This is a genomic window from Providencia sp. PROV200 (assembly GCF_049901995.1).
In the GTDB taxonomy this organism is placed as follows: domain Bacteria; phylum Pseudomonadota; class Gammaproteobacteria; order Enterobacterales; family Enterobacteriaceae; genus Providencia; species Providencia rettgeri_E.
In genome coordinates this window covers 748,237-771,810 of sequence record NZ_CP096307.1, presented here as the reverse complement: position 1 = coordinate 771,810, position 23,574 = coordinate 748,237, and the positions used below count along the sequence as shown (strand labels likewise).

Here is a 23,574-nt window from a genome sequence, read left to right as displayed (position 1 = left end):
ACTCTACTCCTGAGATTTATGTGATGAATGATTAGATGACGCTGAAGGCTCAGGAAGCGCTTCCATCTTGGCTAATGCTCCCGCAATATTCGCTTCGGAATCAATCAGGAAAATCCCCTGAGTCACAATATGCTCACCCACTTGTAATCCTTCAGATATTGCCGTCATTTGTTGGGATTCATTGAGTACTCGTACTCTTTTCGGAATAAATTCACCATTCTCACCAACAGCAATAACATGTTGTTCTTTCCCTGAATCCACAATGGCTTGTGAGGGGATCAATAAACTTTCATTGCCTTCTGCAACTAAATTTAAATATGCAGTCATACCCGGTTTTAATAAATGGCTAGGGTCTGCTATTTCTGTACGAATATTAATTGTACGGCTTGCTTGATCTGCGCTAGGTAATATCAGCCAGTTTTTTACAGTAAATAACTGTGAAGGATAAGCGGGGATAGAAATTGTAAATTCTGTTTGTTTATTCAGTAATTCAGCAACTGACTGAGGAACAGAGGCATTAATCCATAATGGGTCTGTTCCTTGTATTTGTGCAATAACAACCTCTTTAGACACGTTCATCCCTAAACGTAGATTAAGTGCAGTAATTACCCCTGAAATAGGTGCTTGGATCGTAAAACGTGATTGGACTTTTCCTGTTTTTATAAACTGAGAAAGTGCTCCCTCTGGCATGCCATTTAAACGTAAACGTTCAATGACGCTGTTAAGATCTTGTCGGCTCGCATTCATTTGTTTGAGTGCAAGGTATTCACTTTGCGCTTCAACCCATGCAGGGATCGTTAGTTCAGCAATAGGAACGCCTTTTTGGATCCTCTCACCAACGGTGAATGGGTAAACTTTTTCAACGAAACCATTTTCTCGTGCTTGCACGATAGCGAATTGATGATCATTAAATGCAATTTCGCCTGGAAATGTTAAGTCATAGCTTAGCTTCCCCCACTTTACATCCACCGTTTTAAGTCCTAAATTTTGTGTCTGTGTTGGGTTAATTGTTATCCCTTTGCTATTCGCTGAAACCAAGTTTTCATCCGCATATTTAGGAACAAGATCCATATCCATAAAAGGAGATTTCCCTGGCTGATCAAATTTGGTATTGGGATACATTGGGTCATACCAATACAATACGGTGCGTTCTTGTTTTTCAACTGATTGGCTATTATTTTCTACAACGAAAAAATATCGATAAAATAAAATTGAAATAACGCTCGATAAAATAATTACCAATAGCAATTTGGTCAGGTTAACTAATGACATAACATCTCTCTACCTATTTAGTTTATCTTTTCGATGGATTTCAACATTGAAAGATTGCCTTGTTGTACAAATGAAAATTTTAATTCATCATTTTCTTGTAAACCGTTGATCATAGTTTCATCTTCATAGGTAAAACGCATCGTCATTGGCGGCCAGCCAATACTTTGAATTTCTTTATGATTTATTGTTAACTTTTTATTATCTTTATCAATCGAGATTAGCGTTCCTTCAGTATTGATTGTCGGTTCTGCGACTTTTTCTGGATAAATAGAGTGGTTATGATCAGCAGCATTTGCATAACTAGTTGCTGTTAACATCGCCATTGAAATTGCAAAAAATACCGTATTTAATTTTTTCATTATTACCCTCATGATTTTATTAATCCGCCACCTAATGCAGAGAATAAATTTATTTCATTCTTCTGCTGTTCTATTTTCAACATCAATAAATTTTGTTGTTCGGTAAATAAGCTACGCTGTGCTTCAAGCACATCGAGATAGCTTAAACCGCCATATCGATAACTTGCTTGTTTCTGTATTAAGACGTTTTGCAGCGTTTTGACATATTGCTCTTGAGATATAAGCTGTTTTTCTAAGCTCGATTTGAGTACTAGGGTATCTTTTACTTCACGAAATGCGACCTGAATACTTTTTTCATAACTAGCTATGGCTTTGTTTTTTCTAATATTTGCTAATTCTAAATTTCGGCTATTTGTACCACCAGTAAAAATAGGTAGCGTAATTTTAGGAATAAAATTCCAAATACCATTTGAGGAATCAAATAACCCTGTTAAAGAATCATTACTGTTTTCTATTCCTGTATTAAAGGAAATAGAAGGAAAGAAAGCGGCCCTTGCGACACCTATATTGGCATTCTCAGAAATAATGTTTTGCTCTGCTGCCATAATATCTGGGCGTTTTAGTAATATCTCAGAGGGAATATCTGGAGGTGCCGTAATTAAAGGATAGTTTGGTTCGTAGCGTCCTAGACCTGAATTTATTTTTGTTGCGTAGTCATTTGTCAAAAAATTCAGTAAATTTTCATTTTTTGCAATTTCACTTTCAATTTTTTCGATATTAATAGAGATAGACTGTACTTGCCCTTTAGCTTGTTCTAGGTCTGATATCCCTGCTTTTCCTGCTGCGACTTTTTGCATTACAATCGATTGACTATTGAGGTAGCTTTGCTTCGTCTCTTGTGCAATTAATAATAATTTCTGGTTATACACCACATCTAAATACGCTTCTGCTACCGTTTTGATTGTAATAATTTGTGTCGCACGCTTCATCTCTTGAGAAGCGATAAACTTTGCTTTATCGGCATCAGATAAATTTTTAATACGCCCAAAAAAATCCAGTTCATAGCTGATATCAATGCCTGCACTGTATTTCTTATTGAAGGATGACCCAGACTCTAATGATTGGCCATAATCCCCACTCATCGATGAACTAACTTGAGGGTATTTTTCTGCTCCCGCTAGCCCGAAGCGTACACGAGCTTCTTCTACATCTAAGGCCGCAAGATATAAATCGCTGTTTTTCTCAAGCGCAATTTCTATCACGCTTTTCATTTGTGGGTCTTGAATAAATTGAGACCAACTCGGAATGACTAATTCTGTTTTATCCCCCATTACTATATCAGGAACATTGCCACTGATTTGATGAGGCAAATTCAGATTAGGGCGTTGATATTCAGGGGCGAGCGAAACACAACCAGTTAAAATTAGGGCATAAGCTATTATTAATATTTTAGGGGAATACATGGTATAGCCATGCCTCTAGTGATTAAAATTGTCACTATAATAAAAAAGACCTCCTGTTAGATTCATGACATGAAAATGACAAATTTGTCATTTTACATTTCATTGCCGTAGTGCTTAGAATAACTACATTGTTTTCCTGACAGCCGGGCCTGAGATGAAACTACTTATTGTTGAAGATGAACATAAAACGAGAGAATACTTATCTAAAGGCTTAAGTGAGTCCGGGTTTATTGTTGATGCGATCGAAAATGGCATTACAGGCCTGCATATGGCGACAACTGAAGACTATGATTTAATTATTCTTGATGTAATGTTGCCAGATATTAACGGCTGGGAAATTGCTAAAAATTTACGTAATACAGGAAAAAATACACCCATCCTCATGCTTACAGCCTTAGGTAATGTTGAGCATCGAGTCAAAGGGCTAGAGTTAGGTGCTGACGATTATCTTGTTAAACCATTTGATTTTTCTGAGCTACTTGCCCGGGTAAGAACTTTATTACGTAGAGGCAACAACAGCATCCAGAAAACACAATTTACCATTGCTAATTTACATGTTGATCTAATCAAACGACGTGTGACGCGTGAAAACGATAAAATCATACTAACCAGTAAAGAATTTTCATTATTGGAATTTTTTATTCTTCACCAAGGCGAAGTGCTCTCACGTTCTCTTATCGCCTCAAAAGTTTGGGATATGAATTTTGATAGTGATACCAATGTGATTGATGTGGCAGTTAAAAGGTTAAGAGCTAAAATAGACCAACACTATGAACCTAAATTAATCCATACCATTAGAGGAATGGGCTATTTACTTGAGATCCCTGAAAATGATTAAGTTATTTCGATCTCCTGTCTCTATTTCAATTCGTCTTATTGTTTTGATCAGTATTACTCTCTCCCTCGCCTTACTGTTATTTAGCTCGATCATGATCAACTCGGTTATGTTGCATTTTAAGCAGCAAGATGAATATACACTTAACCAGTTGAATTTAACGATCCGAAGCTTATTAAATGATAATACGGAGCCACAAAGTGAGCAATATGCACGTATTAAAACCATTATTAATGAACATCAAGACATCACTATTTATCTCATTGACGATGAAGGAAATACATTAGTATCTCCCAATGCAACAGATAAACTTATTACCCACTTAAAAAATTATGACCCTGATAAAAATAACCAAAACGTAGAGCTTAGAGATTATCGTCTATCAGAAAGCCTTATTCAGGTCGGGCCTCCTTCAGAACCTAAACAATATCGATTGGTTACTGCACTATCATTGAATTTTCATCATGATTATCTGAGCTCATTAATAAATAATTTAATTATCAGTGCGATTATACTGTGCTTATTTACTATCCTTGTCGTTTATTTCCTTGTGATTAAGGGATTAAAGCCCCTTAAAGATGTGAGCGATGACATAAAAAATGTCACATCCGAAAATTTAAGCGTTCGTTTAGATCCTGATTCTGTACCTAAAGAATTGAAGCAATTAACAAAGTCATTTAATCAGATGCTAGTCAAAATTGAAGATGTTTTCGTAAGGCAAACAAATTTTTCAGCAGATATTGCTCATGAAATGCGTACACCAATCACTAATTTAATGACTGAAACCCAAATATCTTTGAGTAAAAATCGCAGTAAAGAAGAACTCGTTGAAGTGTTATACTCTAATTTGGAAGAATATAACCGTCTATCACGAATGATCTCTGATATGCTTTTTCTTGCTCAAGCGGATGATAACCGCCTTATCCCAGAGAAAAAAATCATTAATATTAAAAATGAAATAGAGCTTATATTTGATTACTTTGAATATCTCGCTGAAGAGAATGAAATAAAACTTAAGATAATTGGGGACGCTAGCCCTATTAGTGCCGATAAAGACATGTTGAGAAGAGCGATTACTAATTTAATATCAAATGCTATCCGCTATACCCCAAAAGGTGATGCTGTCAGCATTAACATTTCAAATGTAAAAGAAGGTGTTGAATTAACCATTAGTAATCCCGGTATAAAAATACCCGAAGAACACTTAGAAAAACTCTTTGATAGATTTTATCGAGTGGATAAATCAAGGCAAAGAAAAAATGAAGGAAGTGGAATTGGGTTAGCTATCGTCAAGTCAATTATATTGGCGCATAAAGGCAGGATCACTGTAAAATCAGATGATTTTTCAACACGCTTTACTGTATTTTTACCTATAAAACCAAATTAAACATCTGCCACAAATGGCAATTTTGTCATTTTGTTGTCAGTATTCAGACAGAAATAAACCCTTATTATAGTTACAAGATAAACGATTTAACTTAATAAGGATTCACAATGAAAAAATTTATTTTTGCTTTAACACTTGCAGCTATAGCAACACATGTATCTGCCGCTCAAACTGAAAAAGAAATACATTATAATGCTGCAAATGCATTAAGTTTCACTGAAAATAATACTTCTTATTCCAACCTAAAATCGATTAATAACCATTTAAGCAAAGCGGGCATTTCGACCAATAATAGTGTCAATTCAACTCAGTCATTCCTTCAGTTAGACGAACACGCCCAAGCTGCTGCGGCATTAAGTTTTACACAAAACAATACATCACCAATGATGCAGAACATGATCAGTTACCACCAAAACCAATCGCCTAACGATAAAAAACCGACAGTAAAAATTGCGAAATCATTTTCCGATATGAATGAAAATGAAAAAGCAGTCACGATGTTAAGTTTCCATAAAAACAGTTCATCGGAATCTATTCAACGTAAAATACTAGACAACTTAAAAGATAATTAATTTAAACCTTAAAACCATATTATTAAAATAATATGGTTTTAAATTAATTGAAAAAAATTTAACCCTATCAATCATGATTTTATTTAACCCCTTTCATTTTTTATTAAAGTTTAAATTAAACTATTCATTGAACATCAAGAGAAATAGATTATTATTTCTAAGCAGTTCTCACTTTAACATTAACTTTAAAAGGCAACTATATGTTTAAAAAATCAATCATATTTACATCTTTATTATTCCCAATGCTCTCTTTCGCTACCCCTATCCTTCCCTTTCCGCCAGAGCCACCTATCCTAGGTATAGACTTAAACATATCCTATAACGGAGATGATGATGATGTTTGGTTTCAAGTAAAAAATGGTGATGATGATGATGTCTGGCTGAATATCAAGTAAGAGTAATAAGATACCGAATGAAATTTAAAGAATATTTCCCTCATAGTGTATAGTCCTATCTCCATTTAATATACTGCCCTAGGAAAAATAGGCTATATGCGGTTAAATAACAAGTAAAATGGGTTCTAATTTAAAAAAATCCCATTTTACCCTTTTTCCAATGAGTTATTCCTCACAACTATAAAATTAACTTTAAAATAAAAGGTTTCATTATCAACTGATAATTAATTATTTAATCACTAACTTTCAAATTAGTTATATAAACAATTAACTATTTGTTATTAATATAAAACCAAAAAATAAAAACAAGCTATATTACTTTGTATTTACCGTAAAATAAATTTAATTACACTCATAGATAAATAATTAATTGCTTATTCAAAACCATGATTTACAATTTCATTGCAGTTCATTTTAATTTAAACTTTTAAAAGAGGATTTTATATGTATAAAGCATCTATTATCATAGTATCTTTATTATTTCCAATTCTAGCATCTGCAACTTCTTTCCAAAAAGAACATTCTGACAATACTTCTACTTATTCTATTACTTACGAACAAAACTATGGAGGAAATGGTGGGAATGGCGGTCATGGTGGTAATGGAGGGAATGGAGGAAATGGTGGAAATGGCGGCCATGGTGGTAACGGCGGTAATGGCGGCAACGGTAGATAATATATCTCGTCACTAAATATCTCCCTCCTCATTCAATGAGGAGGGAACGGAGGAATTTATCATGTATAAAAATTACATTTCACTTGGTGTTTTATTAATAAGTTCTATCTCATTTTCAGCATACTCTCACTCCTTATTAAATACTCCATCTAACTGTTTATTTAAAAATGAGCTCAATATTAATGAAATAAATAATAAAGTATGTTCAAGACTTCATGGTCAATATTACTCTTCTAAATTTTTTAGCTTTGTAGGCTATGGACAAAATGGAAATTCGGGTCAAGCTGGAAATGATAGTCTAGGTGGCCATGGTGGCAACGGTGGTCACGGTGGTCACGGTGGTCACGGTGGTGATGGCCAAAATGGAGGGAATGGTGGAACGGGATCAAATAACGGTAATGGTAGCAATGGTGGAAACGCAGAAAAAGGCAGTAATGGCAATGGAGGTAATGGGGGTAATGGCAGTGTAACTGGAGGTGATGGGGGAAATGGCGGCGATGGAGATGGTGCTGGTAGCGGTGGGAATGGCGGCAATGGAACAGTAAATGGCAATGGGGGTAATGGAGGGCATGGTGGTACTAATGGCGGTAACGGGGGTAATGGAGGCAACGGCTCTGGTAGTGGTAATGGCGGCAATGGGGGTAATGGTAGCCAAGGAGGAAAAGGAGGACGCGGTGGACCTGATGGCGGTAGAGACGGGCACGATGGCCTTAGCTCCATGTGATAAACAAATCCGTTAGAAGTGAATAAGTGATGTGGCAATATGAAACCCTATAATTATCTTTATAAAAAATGGTCTTATCAATAAAAACGGAAGCTACCGCTTCCGTTTTTCGTATCCATGTATTCTTTATTGTTTAGGTGCTAACTTCATTAAAAATGTGCGTAATTGTGCAAAATCAGAGGGTAAAAAGTGTGAGAGTAGTGGGAGTTCCGCACGCTCTGCTAACTCTTTAGGCAAAGGTATTGCTTTATTAAGAATTTCTTCAACACTTTCTTTAAATTTAGCTGGGTGTGCCGTACCTAAAAACAGCCCGTATTCACCTTCTTGCAACTGGTCACGAAGCACACGATAAGCCACCGCAGCATGTGGCTCAGATAAATACCCTTTTTTATCTAATTCACGTACTGTCTTTTTAGTCACTTCGTCACTCACCGCGCCGTGGCCTAATTCATCCAGAGACCAACCTTTACGACGGAATAACTCTTCAATACGAGGCCAGTTGTTTGGCTGGCTAACATCCATGGCGTTCGATAATGTTGCCACAGTTTGCTTTGGTTTCCATTGCCCATCAACAAGGTAACGCGGCACAGTATCATTGACGTTAGTAGCTGCAATAAAGCGTTTAACAGGTAAGCCCATTGATTTGGCTAATAAACCAGCCGTAAGATCCCCAAAGTTACCACTCGGAACTGAGATCACTAATTGATCCCGTTTTTCTGCTGGGATCTGTGCGACAGCTTCAAAGTAATAACAAATTTGCGCTAATAAACGGCTGATATTGATCGAGTTCGCAGAGTTTAAATACAACGCCTTTTTCAGTTCTTCATCATCAAACGATTGTTTAACCAATGCCTGGCATGCATCGAAGTCATCTTTAATTGCAACCGTATGAATATTTTCACCCAGCGTGCAGAAGAGTTTTTCTTGCAGCGGGCTAATTTTTCCTTCTGGGTAGAGAATAACAACCTGCACGTTCTTAAGACGGTAGAATGCGTGTGCAACAGCTGCTCCTGTATCCCCAGAAGTGGCAGTCAAAATGGTCACCGGCTGCTCACCAGCGACTTGCCCCAGCGCCTGAGCCATAAAGCGGCCACCGAAATCTTTAAATGCGAGTGTTGGCCCATGATATAGCTCCAACGTCGCAACATCATCTTCAACCTGAGAAACTGGCGCAGGAAAAGCGAACGCGGCTTTGACTCTTGCAGCGAGCTCTTCATGAGGGATTTCATCACCAATAAAAGCACTTAAAATACGACTGCTACGAGTGACAAAGTCTAATTTTAATAATTCGTCGATTTCAGCCGCAGTGAATTCAGGTAAGTCTTGAGGAAAAAATAGACCTTGTTGCTTGCCTAAACCTTGCTTAACTGCTTGCGCAAAACTTACTTGTTCGTTGTTATCTTTTAAATTATACAGTTTCATTATTTACCCTATTGTCCTTGCCCCGGCCAGATCCAAACGGCAGATATGCACAAAGCCTTCATCATTCTGAATATAATGTTGTTTCAAGTAGCTCGCCATTTTTTCAGCGATTTGTTTGTCATCGCAAATAGCGAACAGTGTTGGCCCTGAGCCTGAAATACCACACGCTAACGCACCAATTTCTTTTGCATTCTGACGTGCTGCCGCAAAACCCGGTAATAGCTGTGTACGATAAGGTTCAGCCACAACATCTTGGATCATCGTTGCTGCAAGTAACGATTGGTTTGTATGACAAGCATGAATGAACCCTGATAGGTATCGACCATGGTTTACAATGTCATGGCGAGGATAGCTATCAGGAAGGATTGCACGCGCTTCCGCAGTCGACACTTTAATTCCTGGATAAGCCATCACCCAATACCAGTTTTCAAATGCAGGTACTGGCTGAGAAATAATGCCATTCTGTTCGATAATCAGCTGTAAACCACCTAAAAAGCACGGTGCGACGTTATCATAGTGCACACTTCCTGAAATACGCCCCTCGAGCTCCCCCATCATGCCAAGCAGTTGAGTATCATCGAAGGGTTTCTCTGCAAATTCATTTAGCGCCATCAGCGCTGCGACAACAGAGCACGCACTAGAACCGAGCCCTGAACCAATTGGCATATTTTTTTCGAGTGTCATAGCGACATTTAATGGTCGACCAAGGCGCTCACAAAACAATTGCCAGCACTGGTAAACAATATTGTGTTCATTTTTTTTCGGAAGTTTAGCTACGAATTTGCCTTTATTCGTCAACGAAAAAGTGTCCGCCGCTTCAACTGTTACACAATCACCTAACAATGAGCCATCTGCTGGAGAAACTGCCGCTCCAAGAACATCAAACCCGACGCTCACATTACCAATTGAAGCCGGTGCATAAACTTTAATCACTTATTAAACTCCCAGTTTCCATGAAAGGGTACGCAGCATATCTGCAAACACACCTGCGGCAGTGACATCATTACCCGCACCATAACCTCTTAATACTAAAGGAATTGGCTGGTAATAACGCGTATAGAAGGCCAGTGCATTTTCGCCATTTTTAACCTTGAAGAGAGGGTCATTACCATCAACAGCAACAATTTTAACCTGACAGCGCCCTTCTTCAATCAACCCAACATAGCGTAACACTTTTTCTTCCGCTTCTGCGGCTTTTATACGCTGTGCAAATTGTGCATCCAGTTGGGGTAAACGAGCCATAAACTCAGGAACAGAACCACTGCTATCAAAATCAGCAGGTAAAACGGCTTCAATTTCAATATCTTGCAGTTCTAAATTATAACCTGCTTCACGCGCTAAAATTAATAATTTACGCGCCACATCCATACCGGATAAATCATCTCGAGGGTCTGGTTCTGTAAAACCTTTTTCTTTAGCCAGTGTTGTGGCTTCCGATAAAGACATGCCCTCATCTAATTTCCCAAAGATAAATGATAAAGAACCCGATAAAATTCCGCTAAAGTGAACCAGTTCATCCCCTGCGTTCAGTAAGTTTTGTAGGTTTTCAATAACGGGTAAACCCGCCCCTACGTTGGTGTCATAGAGGAATTTACGTTTCGATGTTTCACTTGCAGCACGTAATTGGTGGTAATAATCCATCGATAAAGTGTTGGCTTTTTTATTCGGTGTGACCACATTAAAGCCATCTTTCAAGAAGTTGACGTACTGCTCTGCGATTTCCTGATTTGATGTACAATCGATAATGACAGGGTTCAAGAAATGGTATTCACGCTCTAAACGAATTAAGCGGCTTAAGCTAAATGGCTCTTTCGCTTCCGCCAGTTCCGCTTTCCAATTATCTAAATCGATCCCTTGCATATCCGTTAGCATTGCACGTGAATTCGCAATACCACAGACACGTAAGTCGATATGTTTTTGTTTTAGCCATTGTTGCTGGCGATGAATTTGTTCAATTAACGCATTACCAACACCACCCACACCGATAACAAAGGCTTCAATAACTTGTTCTGCATTAAATAGCATTTGGTGACATAAACGCACTGCCGTTGTTGCAGACTCATTGGCAATTACCGCAGAAATTGAACGTTCAGAAGAACCTTGAGCGATAGCCACAATATTGATGTTGCCGCGAGTTAACGCAGAGAAGAAACGCGCCGAAATGCCTTTCAAAGTACGCATACCATCACCTACCACAGAAATGATCGCTAACTGCTCCATCACATCCAGCGGCTCAAGTACGCCATCTTTTAGTTCTAAGTAAAACTCTTCTTCCAGTGCAGCGCGTGCTCTGACTAACTCATTTTGCGGGACACAAAAACTAATACTGTATTCTGATGAGGATTGCGTGATCAGAACAACCGAGATCCCTTTACGAGACATGACGGAAAAAATGCGTGCAGCCATCCCCACCATTCCCTTCATACCGGGACCAGATACGTTGATCATCGCCATATTATTCAGATTGGTGATCCCTTTCACTGGTGTGCTGTCGTCAGTTTGGCCATCGCCAATTAAAGTGCCTGGTGCGCTTAAATTGGTGGTATTTTTTATCAGGCAAGGGATTTGGAATTGAGCAATTGGGGCAATGGTACGAGGATGGAGAACTTTGGCGCCAAAATAGGATAACTCCATAGCCTCCTGATATGACATCCCTTTTAACAAGCGAGCGTCAGGCACTAAACGCGGGTCACATGTATAGACCCCATCAACATCAGTCCAAATTTCACAACAATCAGCGCGTAAGCAAGCCGCTAACACTGCTGCTGAATAGTCGGAGCCATTACGGCCTAATACCACTAGTTCACCCTTCTCATTACCTGCAGTGAAGCCTGCCATTAAGACAAAATGATCTTTCGGTATATTTAAATCAGAAATGCGTTTTGTTGACTCATTTATATCAACCGTAGATTCAAGGTAGTGGCCTTTCGCAAGTAAGCTCTCAACAGGGTTAATGACGGTCACATTATGGCCGCGAGCTTTTAGCACTGACTCCATAATAGCGATAGAGAGTTTCTCACCACGGCAGATAATTGATGCGTTAATGCTGTCTGGACACTGTCCGAGAAGAGTAATACCATGCAGTACTTGTTTGATTTGCGCGAATTCTTGTTCTGTCAGTTTTTTTAACCGGTCATATTCAAAACCGGGTTGTTTTTCTTTTAATCCTTTTAAAAGGTTAGCAAAAATCATTTCAGCATCATTAACATGCGTGATGACATCTTGTCCTGCAACCGTTTTTTCAATCATAGCAACCAAATGGTTAGTGATTTTTGCTGGCGCGGATAACACCAAAGCCACTTGTCCATCTGCTAATTTGCCTTCAGCGATGTCAGCAACATTCAGTACTCGTTCGTCATTTGCAACCGAAGTACCGCCAAATTTAAGCACACGCATGGTATTTCTCTCCTGAATTAACACCAAAAAAAAGCCCGCATCGTTTAAGTATGCGGGCTTTTTCATTTTTATTTTTTGGATGCGTCAGCCCGCCCCGTTTCCTGTGGTTACGGTGGTGGTGGTAATAATAATAGTCAGGCTGATATTACGCATAGATTCTGTCTGTCTCTTAGATTCTTTAAGTTTCTCCCTATACGGTTAAAGCAATTGCTATATTTTGTCAAATTTATTTGTAAAACATCCCTTTTAAAACCCTTTTTTTACTTGATAAATTATCTACCAGTACGAAAAACACCTTTCCAAAAAGACCCCCATCACACCAATGTTGGTTTTTAAAACCAAAATAATTAAAATTTAAAGATGAATAATTTTTTAACCGACAAAAAACAAAATCGCCTATAAAATAGACAAAAAAGATGACCTTTAGCCATTTCTTGTGAAGAGAATCAAGATGAAAAAGTGAGCAACCCAACCGATGCATTCAACGCATATATTTCATGCCATTTACCATTCATGGTCATCAATCTACAATCGGTAATGACAATAAATGACAAGGTAAGTATGAGGACTTGAATCCACATTTTTTGTCTGTTTAAATTACAAACAAATGCTAGGTGATTGTTAAAAACTGACACTATCAAAATAAAATAAGTATATTTCCTAATTAAATAACACAAAAACTTACAAATTGAATATTTGCATCCTGTTATCTCTAACCAGAGTGATTACTTACCTTTCTGTGTATCAAAATAACCTTTCAAAATTGGAGGTAACTCACAAATTAAACATTATTTATGATGGTATATTTAACCCATTGAAGATTATATTCATTAATACCAAGCTAAAGCTCCCCAGTGCATCAACGGCTCCCCTTTTTTTAGACGCTATCTGATTCCTAAATACTGCATTAATTTATATAATTATCTACCTAACAATTTTTGTTAACGTGCTACAATTGATTTTGATATGTATCAACAAAAGTTAGTTTTTTAGGTGGTAAATGCAGTATTAGCTGTTATATTGCTGTTAACAGTACAATATTGGGAAAGTGCTTATATTTAGACTTGTTGTTAAAGTCTTTTGCCTAAAATGGCAACATGATGGCACTGTTGAATTTCAAAACAAATTTATACTCATAAGCGTGTTTTTCCAGAAGAACAATATCAATAACCACCTAACTGGAAACGGATTGTGAGTTCAGTATTCTTATTTTAATACTTTAGGTAGCAACTATGCAGACCCCACACATTTTGATTGTTGAAGATGAAATTGTCACACGCAATACGCTGAAAAGTATCTTTGAAGCGGAAGGCTATGTGGTTCATGAGGCAACTGATGGCGAAGAGATGAATAATGTTCTCTCTGAACATGACATCAATTTAGTCATCATGGATATTAACTTACCAGGTAAAAACGGTTTATTACTTGCTCGTGAACTTCGTGAGCAAGAAAGCATTGCGTTAATGTTCCTAACCGGACGTGATAACGAAGTGGATAAAATCCTTGGCCTTGAAATTGGTGCTGATGACTATATCACTAAACCATTTAACCCACGCGAACTGACTATTCGTGCTCGCAACTTACTGTCCCGTACAATGAATTTAGCGGGCGGTACCGAAGAGCGTCGTTTAGTTGAAAGCTATAAGTTTAATGGTTGGGAATTAGACATCAATAGCCGTTCATTAGTCAGCCCTGCAGGTGAGCACTACAAATTACCACGTAGTGAATTCCGTGCGATGCTGCATTTCTGTGAAAACCCAGGAAAAATTCAGACTCGTGCGGACCTGCTGAAGAAAATGACTGGCCGTGAATTAAAGCCACACGATAGAACGGTTGATGTCACGATCCGTCGTATTCGTAAACATTTTGAATCAACGCCTGACACACCAGAAATCATTGCGACCATCCACGGTGAAGGCTATCGTTTCTGTGGTGATTTAGACGAATAATCAATTTTGAATTGATATTCAAAAAACCGGCTATTTAGCCGGTTTTTTATCATCTAAATTAATCACCAAGGCATAATTGGTACTGCACTTAACGCATTTTTTGGTGAGCCGTCGATCATCTTATCTGAATAAGTCAAATAGATTAATGCATTACGTTTTGGATCGTAAAAACGTACAACTTGTAATTTTTTGAAGACTAAAGACGTTCGTTTTTGAAAAACAACCTGCCCTTTTGTTGGTTTACGTTTGACGCGGTCGCTTAACTCAATCGGTCCAACTTGCTGACATGAAATGGCAGCATCAGAGGTGTCTTCCGCTAACCCTAACCCCCCTTTGATCCCCCCTGTTTTCGAACGACTTAAATAGCAAGTGACATTCTCAACATCCGGATCATCAAATGCTTCTACAACAATTTTATGATCAGGGCCGAAAATTTTAAAAACAGTATCGACTGAACCAATTTCCTCAGCAAATGTGATGCTCGGCAACACTGATAATAATGCCGCAAGTATGATATTTTTTAATCTGGAACGACGCATACTGAATTTCCTATTCAACTAAAAATCGGTAAAACCTCGTAGTAAAGCAAGACTTATTATTCACTTTCTTAACTAATTATCAAATACAACTCATTTACTATAACCGAAAAAGATAACTTGATATAGAATAGCCATTCATTGATAGATTATATCTGTTCTATAAGTCGCATTGGCTGGGGATATACATGGATCAAACTAATATTATTCGCGACTTGCTTCGCTGGATAGATGACAACCTAGATAAACCACTCTCGCTGGATAATGTTGCCGCAAAAGCGGGTTACTCAAAGTGGCATTTACAACGAATGTTCAAAGAGGTGACTGACCAAGCGATTGGTGCTTATATTCGTGCCAGAAGGCTTTCTCGTGCGGCTGTGGCATTGCGGCTAACAAGCCGACCAATTCTTGATATTGCATTGCAGTATCGCTTTGATTCGCAACAAACTTTTACTCGAGCCTTTAAAAAGCAGTTTAACCTAACCCCTGCTTTTTACCGTCGGAGTGAAGAGTGGTGTGCGACAGGTATTTGCCCACCGATTATTTTAGATAATCACACGAATATTGAACATGAGTTCCTACAAATGCCTGCACAAGAGTTAGTTGGCTTGGAACAAAGTTGTTCTTATGCGTTAGAAGAGTGGTCGACCGCTTGTTCGCAAATGCGCCAAACTTTTTGGCACTACTATTTGGATAATACGACGACGATTGCGTCTGAAGTTTTTGGCTTGCACCATGCCATTCATAATCCAGAAAAAGAAGATGAACAAACGGTATTCTATACCACGGCGGTAAAACCTGAAGATGCGAGTTTTAATACTGACCAATACACGAGCTTAACGCTACCAAGTGGCCATTATGTTAAATTTTCGTTCAATGGCACGCCAACTCGAGATGCATTACAAGAGTTTTTATACCAAATTTATGGTGTATATCTGCCTAAGCTGAATTTAACACGCCGACCAGGTTATGACATCGAACATTATCGATTAAAAGACATCGATTTACGTCACATCACTCCAGAAAATGATGACCCTAAAACACACATCGATACCTTTGATTATTATGTCCCCATCAAAACAGGTTCGGCCACAACCCCTTAAAGAAGAGGAGTTTCAGTTTATTGAAACTCCTTTTTCTAAATAGTTAGCCTTGCTGTTCGTCAAGAGCAGGCTGCGATAAGTGTGTTACTTCGCCTGCTGTTTCCACGATCCAACCATTCGCTAACCATGGGCTGTTTTGATAATCAACACGAGATAACGAACAGTTACGTAAACGTAGGCGGCGTTCTGAGTAAGCAGGAACCCCCATAATACGGCTAATTAACGTACTCAACGCAATCCCATGGCTAACAATTAGTGGGCGGCTACCTTCAGGCAAATCTAAACAACTATTAAGTGCTGCAAACATACGTGTATACAGCTCCTCCATTGATTCACCCTCTGGAATTCGTCCTCCTCGGGTTCCATCAATTAAGCTTTTACGCCACAGTTCTTCCTCTGGCGTTAACGACTCTATTGCTCTTTGTTCAAGAACACCCATATTTAGTTCACGTAGACGCGGTTCTGTGGTAATTTCACACTCGCACACACTTGCAATTATTTGTGCAGTTTCCAGTGTGCGTCCCATATCACTAGTGATAATATGGGTAATACCTTCTGACTTTATCCTCTCAGCCACCTGCCTTGCTTGCAGTCGTCCAGTGGCGGTCAGAGGGCTATCGGATTGTCCCTGGATGCGACGAGCTAAATTCCATTCAGTTTCGCCATGGCGAACAAGATAAACCTGTAACATAGATGTGTTCCGTTATTACTTTTCGAAGTATGTGTTCAAAGGAAAATAATTAATGTACCAAGTTATAGCTGCAACGACTAATCCTGCCAAAATTAAAGCGATCCATCTTGCTTTCGATGCTGTTTTTGGGGCTGGCAGTTATCAAATTGAAGATATTAATGTCGATAGCAGCGTTCCACAGCAACCTATCGGTAATAATGAAACCCGTACTGGGGCTAGACAACGTGTTATGGCCTCTAGACAAGTTCGCCCTGAAGCGGATTTTTGGGTTGGTATTGAAGCGGGTATCGAAGACGATATGACATTTGCTTGGATAGTGATTGAACATAAGCAAATACGTGGTGAATCTCGCTCTGCCAGTATTATGATCCCAGAAAAAATTCTGGCGGGTATTCGTGAAGGCCGTGAACTCGGCGATGAAATGGCCTTTTTAACAGGCATCGATAATATCAAACAACAAGGTGGTGCTATTGGCTTTTTCACTGACGGGGTATTAACTCGCACCAGTGTTTACCAACAAGCCTTGATATTGGCCTTGGTTCCCATTAAGCATGAAATTTATAAAGAGCTAAACCAAGTAGAAGATTAATTATACTTAAAATAATTAAAATTGCATGTGCGATTAAACACCACGCTTTTCACACTAAAGTATGGGAAACCATACTTTTTTTGTGACTATTAATTCAAAATATGAAGGGTATTAATATTCTAAATAATTCGTACTGTGACAAGCTGTTATCAAAGAAGCTAGTCTTTATGGACTGAAAATTAAAAGAAATAAATGTTTCCCCAATACGCTAAATAGTTTGTGCTGTCGCAAGGCGGCAAATGGGTTAGATCTTAGGAGCATACACAAGTATGTGACTAAGGCTAACCCATGAAGCCAACACCGCGACAGTGCAAAATATGACGCGTATTTTAGAGAAGTTGAGACTCCAACCACTCCTTCACAGGAATAGGCGCTGACTTTAAGCTATTCGAACCCCGGGTAATAGTTGCTATCCCCACGCCGAGCTCATTTTTCAGTTCTCTTTGGCTCATTTCACCGCGCATCAACTCTTGCACAATTTTAACGCGAGTCGCTAATGCTGTACGTTCATCTGGCGTGAGTAATAACTGAAGAACTGGCAAATGAATATCTTGTTCAAATGCCAATTGTAATAAATTCACAAAGCGCAGCCAGTCAGCGTTTTCATCGGCAGTCAGTGCCGGGTCATGTTGTTGATTTGCTGTCATCGTTTATCCACCCATACTATTTAACTAGTACAAATAATAACACACTCTTATTGGAAATCATCAATCAAACGCCATTTTCATTTAGTTACTGCGTTAATACGCTAAATAGTTTGAGTTGTGGCTAGGCGACTAGCGAGGATAGCCCTAGGAGCATACACAAATATGTGACTAGGGTTAGCAAACGTAGCCAACACCCCTACAATTCGAAATATGAAGAGTATTTGTTAGTATTTCATATTCCACTCATTAGGAAGCAATATTTTACTATTTTTCTGCCCCATAAAGTGCCGATAGAATAAATCATACGACAACACATTTTTCACATAACCGCGAGTTTCTGAGAACGGGATACTTTCGACAAATGCGACCGCATCAATGCGCCCCCCGCTGTTACCTAACCAGCGAGTCACACGTGAAGGGCCTGCATTATAAGCCGCACTGGCTAAAATACGGTTATTACCAAATTGCTGATAAACATCCTCCAAATAAGCTGTTCCTAGCTCAATATTGGTTGTCGGGTTAGTCAACTGGCTCGTGTTCACATAATTAATGCCCTGCTTCTGCGCGGTATGTTTTGCTGTTGCTGGCATCAACTGCATCAAACCTGTCGCTCCAACCGGTGAACGAGCCTGCGGATTCCACGCACTCTCTTGGCGAGCGATCGCCATTGCATAGCTCTTTTGAATATCTTTCGACTTAGTATATAAATTGAATTCTTTGTCCCACGCTAGTGGGAAACGTTCTTCTAGGTGATCCCAAAGTTTGGCTGTGATAGTCGCTTGAACACTGAGATCGGCCCATTTATGATCAAACGCATAACGCGCCAATTGCTCTTGCTGGTTTGCTGGCAACGATGCCACTAAACTCACCCACTCAGAACGGGCAAGGTTATCCATTTCCCAGTACATTAACTCACGAACACGTTGTACTTCAGGCAATTGATCAATACTTGAATCAGGCTTAACCGCGCTTTTTACATACACCGGGTAGTCAATTTCTAGTACCTGTGCGGCCACCATTGGGTAGAAGCCGCGCTTCTCCGTTAATTGGCGAAGTAATACCTCTCCTTCTGCTTTTTTGCCTGCATCAATTAACGTGATAGCCTGCCAATACTGCCACTCTTCTTTATTTTTGACATCTGCTGGCAAGCGTTTTAGCCATGACGCGACACCCGTTTTATCACCAGCGCCTAATGCTAAACGAACACGACGCTCTTTCAATGACGATGAATTGCTTTCTTGAATAGTTTCATCGCGCCATTGAGCCTGCTCCGGGGTCACATCTCCCATATATTGCCAAGCAACACTGTCTTTAAGTAACTGCTTTTCCGCCATATTCATTTTTTGGGCAGAACTGATGCTATTCAGTACTGTACGAGCCGCATCAGGGGCTTGGCGTGCATAACGGCTAAAAGCCGCGATGGTGGCTTGACGAGTAAAATCTGTTGGTGTCATCGTTTTGGCGAATGTCACAACTGAGGCAGGGTCATTTTGTAATTTCACTAACGCATCGCCAATCGTTTTATAACTTGGCGGTAAGCGTTTAGCTAAATAACTCGCAATCGAGGTATTGCCCTCTTTTATGGCTAAGTTAATACGCTCAAGGGTCATCTCAGGGGTTAAATAACCTGCTTTTTCCCATTCATTAAATAATTTATCACAAGCACTCGGCATTGAACGGCCATTTAACCAGGCTTTTTCTGCCCCTTGCCAAGCAATTTGTTTATTTCCCACCGCCCAATTTGCAAAATAAAAATTACATTGTGCTTCGGCAGGTTTTGGCGCTTCAGGGCTAAATTCCAGCAGCGATTTCCACTCTTGGCGGCGAGCTAGTTCGTTGACAAAGCGTGTTTTCAGGTTTTTAGCGACAGGCAAGGTTGGATAGGTATTAATAAACTCCTGAACTTGACGAGGTGAAATAATATCTAAGTCTTGAGTCAGCTCACGATAAGCAAGATAAGGGTAAAGTGGATAATCATGCAAGGTCGGCAGCAAGCGTTCGACTTCATCCATTTTATTGGCATCCCATGCAACCTTAATTGCCTGATAACGTTCCCTTTGTGCCTGCAAGGGATCCGCCCATACGGTGCTGGAAACCAGCAACATTGTCACAGGTACTGCCGCTAACCAACCTTTCATATTCACTCGCTCCATCACTAAACTAAAGTCAAAATACAAGAAAGCCCTTAACCTATATATACCCAAATAATTCGAGTTGCAGGTAAACGACAAGCTAAGATAGACGAGGAGCATAGATAAACTATGTAACTCGGCTAGCCACCTCAACAAAAAACGCTGCAACGTGAAGGATTACGGGTATATTAAACATATATCAATACTATGAATGCTACCGAAAGTTTTTATTTAGTAACAGCGGAGAGTTCTTGAATTTTTCGACTTTACAGTCTTTTACTTTATATTTATTAGGTTTTTACTATCGAGTTAACGCAGATAGCCTAGACCATCACATACGCAATCAGGTATAGTTCATACCAAAATATTTATTGTTGTTTATCCAATCGCAGTAGATCATGTATTCCTACTGCATAGAAACAGAAAACTAAAATTCCCTTTATAAATCAAAAGGTAAATAAATTGGCTCAATACGTTTATAGTATGTATCGGGTTGGAAAAATTGTTCCACCGAAACGTCATATTTTAAAAAATATCTCTCTGAGCTTCTTTCCGGGGGCTAAGATCGGTGTTTTAGGTCTTAATGGTGCAGGTAAATCGACATTACTGCGTATTATGGCGGGTATTGATACCGATATCGAAGGTGAAGCGCGTCCACAACCGGGTTTGAAAATCGGCTACCTTCCGCAAGAACCGAAGCTAAACCTTGAGCACACCGTGCGTGAAGCCGTTGAAGAAGCGGTTAGCGAAGTAAAAAATGCATTAACGCGCTTAGACGAAGTTTATGCAGCTTACGCAGAAGAAGGTGCAGATTTTGATAAACTCGCAAAAGAGCAAGGCGAGTTAGAAGCAATTATTTCCGCGCAAGACGGCCATAATTTAGATAACCAATTGGAGCGTGCTGCGGATGCACTGCGCCTGCCAGCTTGGGATGCTAAAATTGAAAACCTCTCCGGGGGGGAACGCCGCCGTGTGGCAATTTGCCGTCTGCTATTAGAAAAACCAGACATGTTACTGCTCGATGAACCAACTAACCACTTGGATGCCGAGTCTGTTGCATGGTTAGAGCGTTTCTTACATGATTACGAAGGGACTGTTGTGGCTATCACGCATGACCGTTACTTCTTAGATAACGTGGCGGGCTGGATCCTCGAACTTGACCGTGGTGAAGGTATTCCTTGGGAAGGTAACTACTCTTCTTGGCTTGAGCAAAAAGATGAACGTCTGGCGCAAGAAGCCTCTACAGAAGCCGCTCGTCGTAAATCTATCGAGAAAGAGCTTGAGTGGATCCGCCAAAATCCCAAAGGCCGCCAAGCTAAAGGGAAGGCGCGTTTGGCTCGTTTTGAAGAGCTTAATAGCGTTGAATATCAAAAACGTAATGAAACCAGCGAACTCTTTATTCCACCTGGACCGCGTTTAGGGGATAAAGTTATCGAGGTTGAAAACCTAAGTAAATCCTATGGTGACCGCGTTCTGATTGACAACCTGAATTTCTCGATCCCTAAAGGGGCGATAGTTGGGATTATCGGTCCTAACGGTGCGGGTAAATCTACCCTGTTCCGTATGATTTCAGGCCAAGAGCAACCGGACTCTGGTTCGATCACATTAGGCGATACCGTGAAAATTGCCTCTGTTGACCAGTTCCGTGATGCAATGGATGACAGCAAAACTGTCTGGGAAGAGATTTCCAACGGCCAAGATATCATGCGTATTGGTAACTTTGAAATTCCAAGCCGCGCTTACGTCGGTCGCTTTAACTTTAAAGGCGTAGACCAAGGTAAACGTGTTGGTGAGTTATCTGGTGGTGAACGCGGCCGTTTGCACTTAGCCAAACTACTGCAAGTGGGCGGCAACGTCCTGTTACTCGATGAACCAACTAACGACCTCGACGTTGAAACTTTACGTGCGTTGGAAAACGCCCTGTTAGAGTTCCCGGGCTGTGCTATGGTTATTTCCCATGACCGTTGGTTCCTTGACCGTATTGCAACGCATATTATTGATTACCAAGACGAAGGTAATATTACGTTCTTCGAAGGTAACTTCTCTGAATATGAAGATTACAAAAAACGGACGTTAGGTGCAGAAGCGTTGCAACCGCATCGGATGAAATACAAAAGAATGACGAAGTAATATTCTTCATTCTTCGGATTGCAGGGACCGATATCATAACGATATCATATAGATAGAATCACCATGGCGGCATCATTAGATGCCGCTTTTTATTGAGTAATTTTATAAGTCATCTAACATCAATAGCTGTTGAACGAGGGTGACACACTCTAAGAAACGCGTGTCGTAATCGGAAGATTCGACGCGTACAAACTCAATATTATTTTTCTTAAGCATTTCAATAAGTAAGTTTTGGAACGCTTTCCTGTCTTTATCACTTCCTAAACTGCGTAACCCATCAGCCACCCAAGGGGTGTTGTTTTCCAAAACTATCACCAAATCGAATCGATACTCATCAATCAGAGCCTGAACAAATGGGTGTTCTTTACCTTCATAGCGCAAACAGAAGGCTTGGGTCGTGACAAAATCGGTATCAATAAATGCCACTTTATTGGCATATTTTACTGCGAAATCAATGTACTGTGCATGCCCTAAGGCAATTTTGTCGTAGTCAGAATATTGCAATGCCATCTCATCACCACCAAGGTGGCTAAACACATAGTCACGGCCATACTCCCACGCACTGGATGTGTTAAAAATATTGGCTAACTTATTGACTAACGTCGATTTACCACTCGATTCACCGCCTAAAATAGCCACTTTACGCACAAAGAAGGGTTTCACTTCTGTGGGGATATATTCCCAATAACGAAATGGCGCTTGGCGAATTTGGTTACCGCTGATATTCATAAACGTGCGTTCAGGGTCGATCAAAATGGTTTCGATACCTAAGTATTTTTTATAGCGCGGAGCGTCATTCGCTTCCCCTGAATAGATAAAACTCGGATTAATATTATGCTTTTTCAAAAAGCCTTTCATTCCGTCACTCCACACTTCCCAACCGTGTGGATAAGGCTCTATACCATTTTCATCAAACGAATGAATATGAATATTTTTTTGATATTTAAAGGTTTGTAACAACCATCGTAAGCGGTCGCTCACAGTGGGTTGCTGAGACATAGAACTGTTAACAAACAACTCTTTATCGCGAGGTTCATCATGGCAAAGAATGACGTGGAGTTCATCCACTTGGCTGCATGCGCGTTGAATCAAATAAATATGCCCAGTATGCAATGGATAAAATTTGCCAAATACCACTCCAATGGTTTTTTGCTGATTAGGGTATTCAAGGCCTAAAAAACGGTGTAATGCCGCGATTTTTTGCGCGCTGGGGCTTTTAATTTTGTTGTTGATTAACTGGCTGAGATAGCCTTTGGTCATATCTGTCGCATCCGCAACTTGCTGGAGCGTGTAACCCGCTCGTTTGATTGCGTTTTTGAGATAGTCAAATTCAGCCATGTATTTTCCTTTTACCTAA

Annotated in this window: 22 protein-coding genes and 1 other annotated feature; of the genes, 10 read left to right on the top strand and 12 right to left on the bottom strand. The window is 39.7% G+C overall.

The genetic code is table 11. From position 1 onward, the window contains the following. Positions 1-3: 3 nt before the first annotated feature. From M1E86_RS03305 to M1E86_RS03295, 3 genes are read right to left on the bottom strand one after another with little or no spacing between them, the layout of a single operon-like run. A complete protein-coding gene (locus M1E86_RS03305) occupies positions 4-1,272 on the bottom strand; it encodes an efflux RND transporter periplasmic adaptor subunit (RefSeq protein WP_213912971.1) in 1,269 nt (422 codons plus the stop codon). A gap of 17 nt (positions 1,273-1,289) precedes the next feature. After that, a complete protein-coding gene (locus tag M1E86_RS03300) occupies positions 1,290-1,631 on the bottom strand; it encodes a copper-binding protein (protein WP_426099248.1) in 342 nt (113 codons plus the stop codon). A gap of 8 nt (positions 1,632-1,639) precedes the next feature. Continuing rightward, entirely contained in the window at positions 1,640-3,034 is a 1,395-nt protein-coding gene (locus M1E86_RS03295) for an efflux transporter outer membrane subunit (protein WP_213912973.1), read from the bottom strand. Between the two features lie 154 nt (positions 3,035-3,188). On the opposite strand from M1E86_RS03295, the gene M1E86_RS03290 reads away from it, so the two are divergent. The 6 genes from M1E86_RS03290 to M1E86_RS03265 all read left to right on the top strand — a co-directional run bounded on the left by M1E86_RS03290 (position 3,189) and on the right by M1E86_RS03265 (position 7,622). Then, positions 3,189-3,872, top strand: coding sequence for a heavy metal response regulator transcription factor (locus tag M1E86_RS03290; protein WP_213912974.1), 684 nt, complete (start codon positions 3,189-3,191; stop codon positions 3,870-3,872). Beyond that, the gene (locus M1E86_RS03285; protein WP_213912975.1) at positions 3,865-5,256 is read left to right on the top strand and encodes a Cu(+)/Ag(+) sensor histidine kinase; all 1,392 of its coding nucleotides are present in this window, start codon (positions 3,865-3,867) and stop codon (positions 5,254-5,256) included. Before M1E86_RS03290 ends, M1E86_RS03285 begins: the two co-directional genes overlap by 8 nt. 107 nt (positions 5,257-5,363) lie before the next feature. Beyond that, complete coding sequence (locus M1E86_RS03280; RefSeq protein ID WP_125891902.1) at positions 5,364-5,828, top strand: hypothetical protein; 465 nt, start codon at positions 5,364-5,366, stop codon at positions 5,826-5,828. A 200-nt stretch (positions 5,829-6,028) separates the two neighbouring features. Beyond that, on the top strand, positions 6,029-6,223 hold the full coding sequence (locus M1E86_RS03275; protein WP_125891901.1) for a hypothetical protein: 195 nt from the start codon (positions 6,029-6,031) through the stop codon (positions 6,221-6,223). A 444-nt stretch (positions 6,224-6,667) separates the two neighbouring features. Beyond that, positions 6,668-6,898 carry a hypothetical protein gene (locus tag M1E86_RS03270; RefSeq protein WP_125891900.1) on the top strand — a complete coding sequence of 77 codons (231 nt, stop codon included), beginning with the start codon at positions 6,668-6,670 and terminating at the stop codon, positions 6,896-6,898. A gap of 61 nt (positions 6,899-6,959) precedes the next feature. Further along, entirely contained in the window at positions 6,960-7,622 is a 663-nt protein-coding gene (locus tag M1E86_RS03265) for a hypothetical protein (protein ID WP_125891899.1), read from the top strand. 126 nt (positions 7,623-7,748) lie between these two features. Here M1E86_RS03265 and thrC read toward each other — a convergent pair whose 3' ends face one another. The 4 genes from thrC to thrL form a co-directional block, all read right to left on the bottom strand. Beyond that, positions 7,749-9,044 (bottom strand): threonine synthase, encoded by a 1,296-nt coding sequence (gene thrC / locus M1E86_RS03260; RefSeq protein WP_213912977.1) that lies wholly within the window; start codon positions 9,042-9,044, stop codon positions 7,749-7,751. A gap of 3 nt (positions 9,045-9,047) precedes the next feature. Next, complete coding sequence (gene thrB / locus M1E86_RS03255; RefSeq protein WP_213912978.1) at positions 9,048-9,977, bottom strand: homoserine kinase; 930 nt, start codon at positions 9,975-9,977, stop codon at positions 9,048-9,050. 3 nt (positions 9,978-9,980) lie between these two features. Next, positions 9,981-12,440, bottom strand: coding sequence for a bifunctional aspartate kinase/homoserine dehydrogenase I (thrA, locus tag M1E86_RS03250; protein ID WP_213912979.1), 2,460 nt, complete (start codon positions 12,438-12,440; stop codon positions 9,981-9,983). A 24-nt stretch (positions 12,441-12,464) separates the two neighbouring features. Next, positions 12,465-12,586, bottom strand: a sequence feature (Thr leader region). Beyond that, entirely contained in the window at positions 12,525-12,593 is a 69-nt protein-coding gene (gene thrL, locus M1E86_RS03245; RefSeq protein ID WP_071548816.1) for a thr operon leader peptide, read from the bottom strand. It overlaps the preceding feature by 62 nt. A gap of 1,079 nt (positions 12,594-13,672) precedes the next feature. On the opposite strand from thrL, the gene arcA reads away from it, so the two are divergent. Then, positions 13,673-14,389 carry a two-component system response regulator ArcA gene (arcA, locus tag M1E86_RS03240; RefSeq protein WP_004905684.1) on the top strand — a complete coding sequence of 239 codons (717 nt, stop codon included), beginning with the start codon at positions 13,673-13,675 and terminating at the stop codon, positions 14,387-14,389. Between the two features lie 62 nt (positions 14,390-14,451). Here arcA and creA read toward each other — a convergent pair whose 3' ends face one another. Then, the gene (gene creA / locus M1E86_RS03235; protein WP_213912980.1) at positions 14,452-14,928 is read right to left on the bottom strand and encodes a protein CreA; all 477 of its coding nucleotides are present in this window, start codon (positions 14,926-14,928) and stop codon (positions 14,452-14,454) included. A gap of 185 nt (positions 14,929-15,113) precedes the next feature. Between creA and robA the strand changes: the two genes are divergently transcribed. Further along, entirely contained in the window at positions 15,114-16,028 is a 915-nt protein-coding gene (robA, locus tag M1E86_RS03230; RefSeq protein ID WP_426099247.1) for an MDR efflux pump AcrAB transcriptional activator RobA, read from the top strand. A 43-nt stretch (positions 16,029-16,071) separates the two neighbouring features. Here robA and gpmB read toward each other — a convergent pair whose 3' ends face one another. Then, positions 16,072-16,719 (bottom strand): 2,3-diphosphoglycerate-dependent phosphoglycerate mutase GpmB, encoded by a 648-nt coding sequence (gpmB, locus tag M1E86_RS03225; RefSeq protein WP_125891893.1) that lies wholly within the window; start codon positions 16,717-16,719, stop codon positions 16,072-16,074. Between the two features lie 52 nt (positions 16,720-16,771). Between gpmB and yjjX the strand changes: the two genes are divergently transcribed. Beyond that, positions 16,772-17,308: an inosine/xanthosine triphosphatase gene (gene yjjX, locus M1E86_RS03220; protein WP_004914743.1), complete on the top strand. Its 537-nt coding sequence runs from the start codon at positions 16,772-16,774 to the stop codon at positions 17,306-17,308. A 329-nt stretch (positions 17,309-17,637) separates the two neighbouring features. On the opposite strand, the gene trpR is transcribed toward yjjX, so the two are convergent. Beyond that, positions 17,638-17,955, bottom strand: coding sequence for a trp operon repressor (gene trpR, locus M1E86_RS03215; RefSeq protein WP_125891892.1), 318 nt, complete (start codon positions 17,953-17,955; stop codon positions 17,638-17,640). A 224-nt stretch (positions 17,956-18,179) separates the two neighbouring features. Beyond that, the gene (sltY, locus tag M1E86_RS03210) at positions 18,180-20,093 is read right to left on the bottom strand and encodes a murein transglycosylase (RefSeq protein ID WP_185746895.1); all 1,914 of its coding nucleotides are present in this window, start codon (positions 20,091-20,093) and stop codon (positions 18,180-18,182) included. 456 nt (positions 20,094-20,549) lie between these two features. On the opposite strand from sltY, the gene ettA reads away from it, so the two are divergent. Beyond that, positions 20,550-22,217, top strand: coding sequence for an energy-dependent translational throttle protein EttA (gene ettA, locus M1E86_RS03205; protein WP_004914750.1), 1,668 nt, complete (start codon positions 20,550-20,552; stop codon positions 22,215-22,217). Between the two features lie 102 nt (positions 22,218-22,319). On the opposite strand, the gene nadR is transcribed toward ettA, so the two are convergent. Next, a complete protein-coding gene (nadR, locus tag M1E86_RS03200; RefSeq protein WP_125891891.1) occupies positions 22,320-23,555 on the bottom strand; it encodes a multifunctional transcriptional regulator/nicotinamide-nucleotide adenylyltransferase/ribosylnicotinamide kinase NadR in 1,236 nt (411 codons plus the stop codon). Between the last annotated feature and the right edge of the window lie 19 nt (positions 23,556-23,574).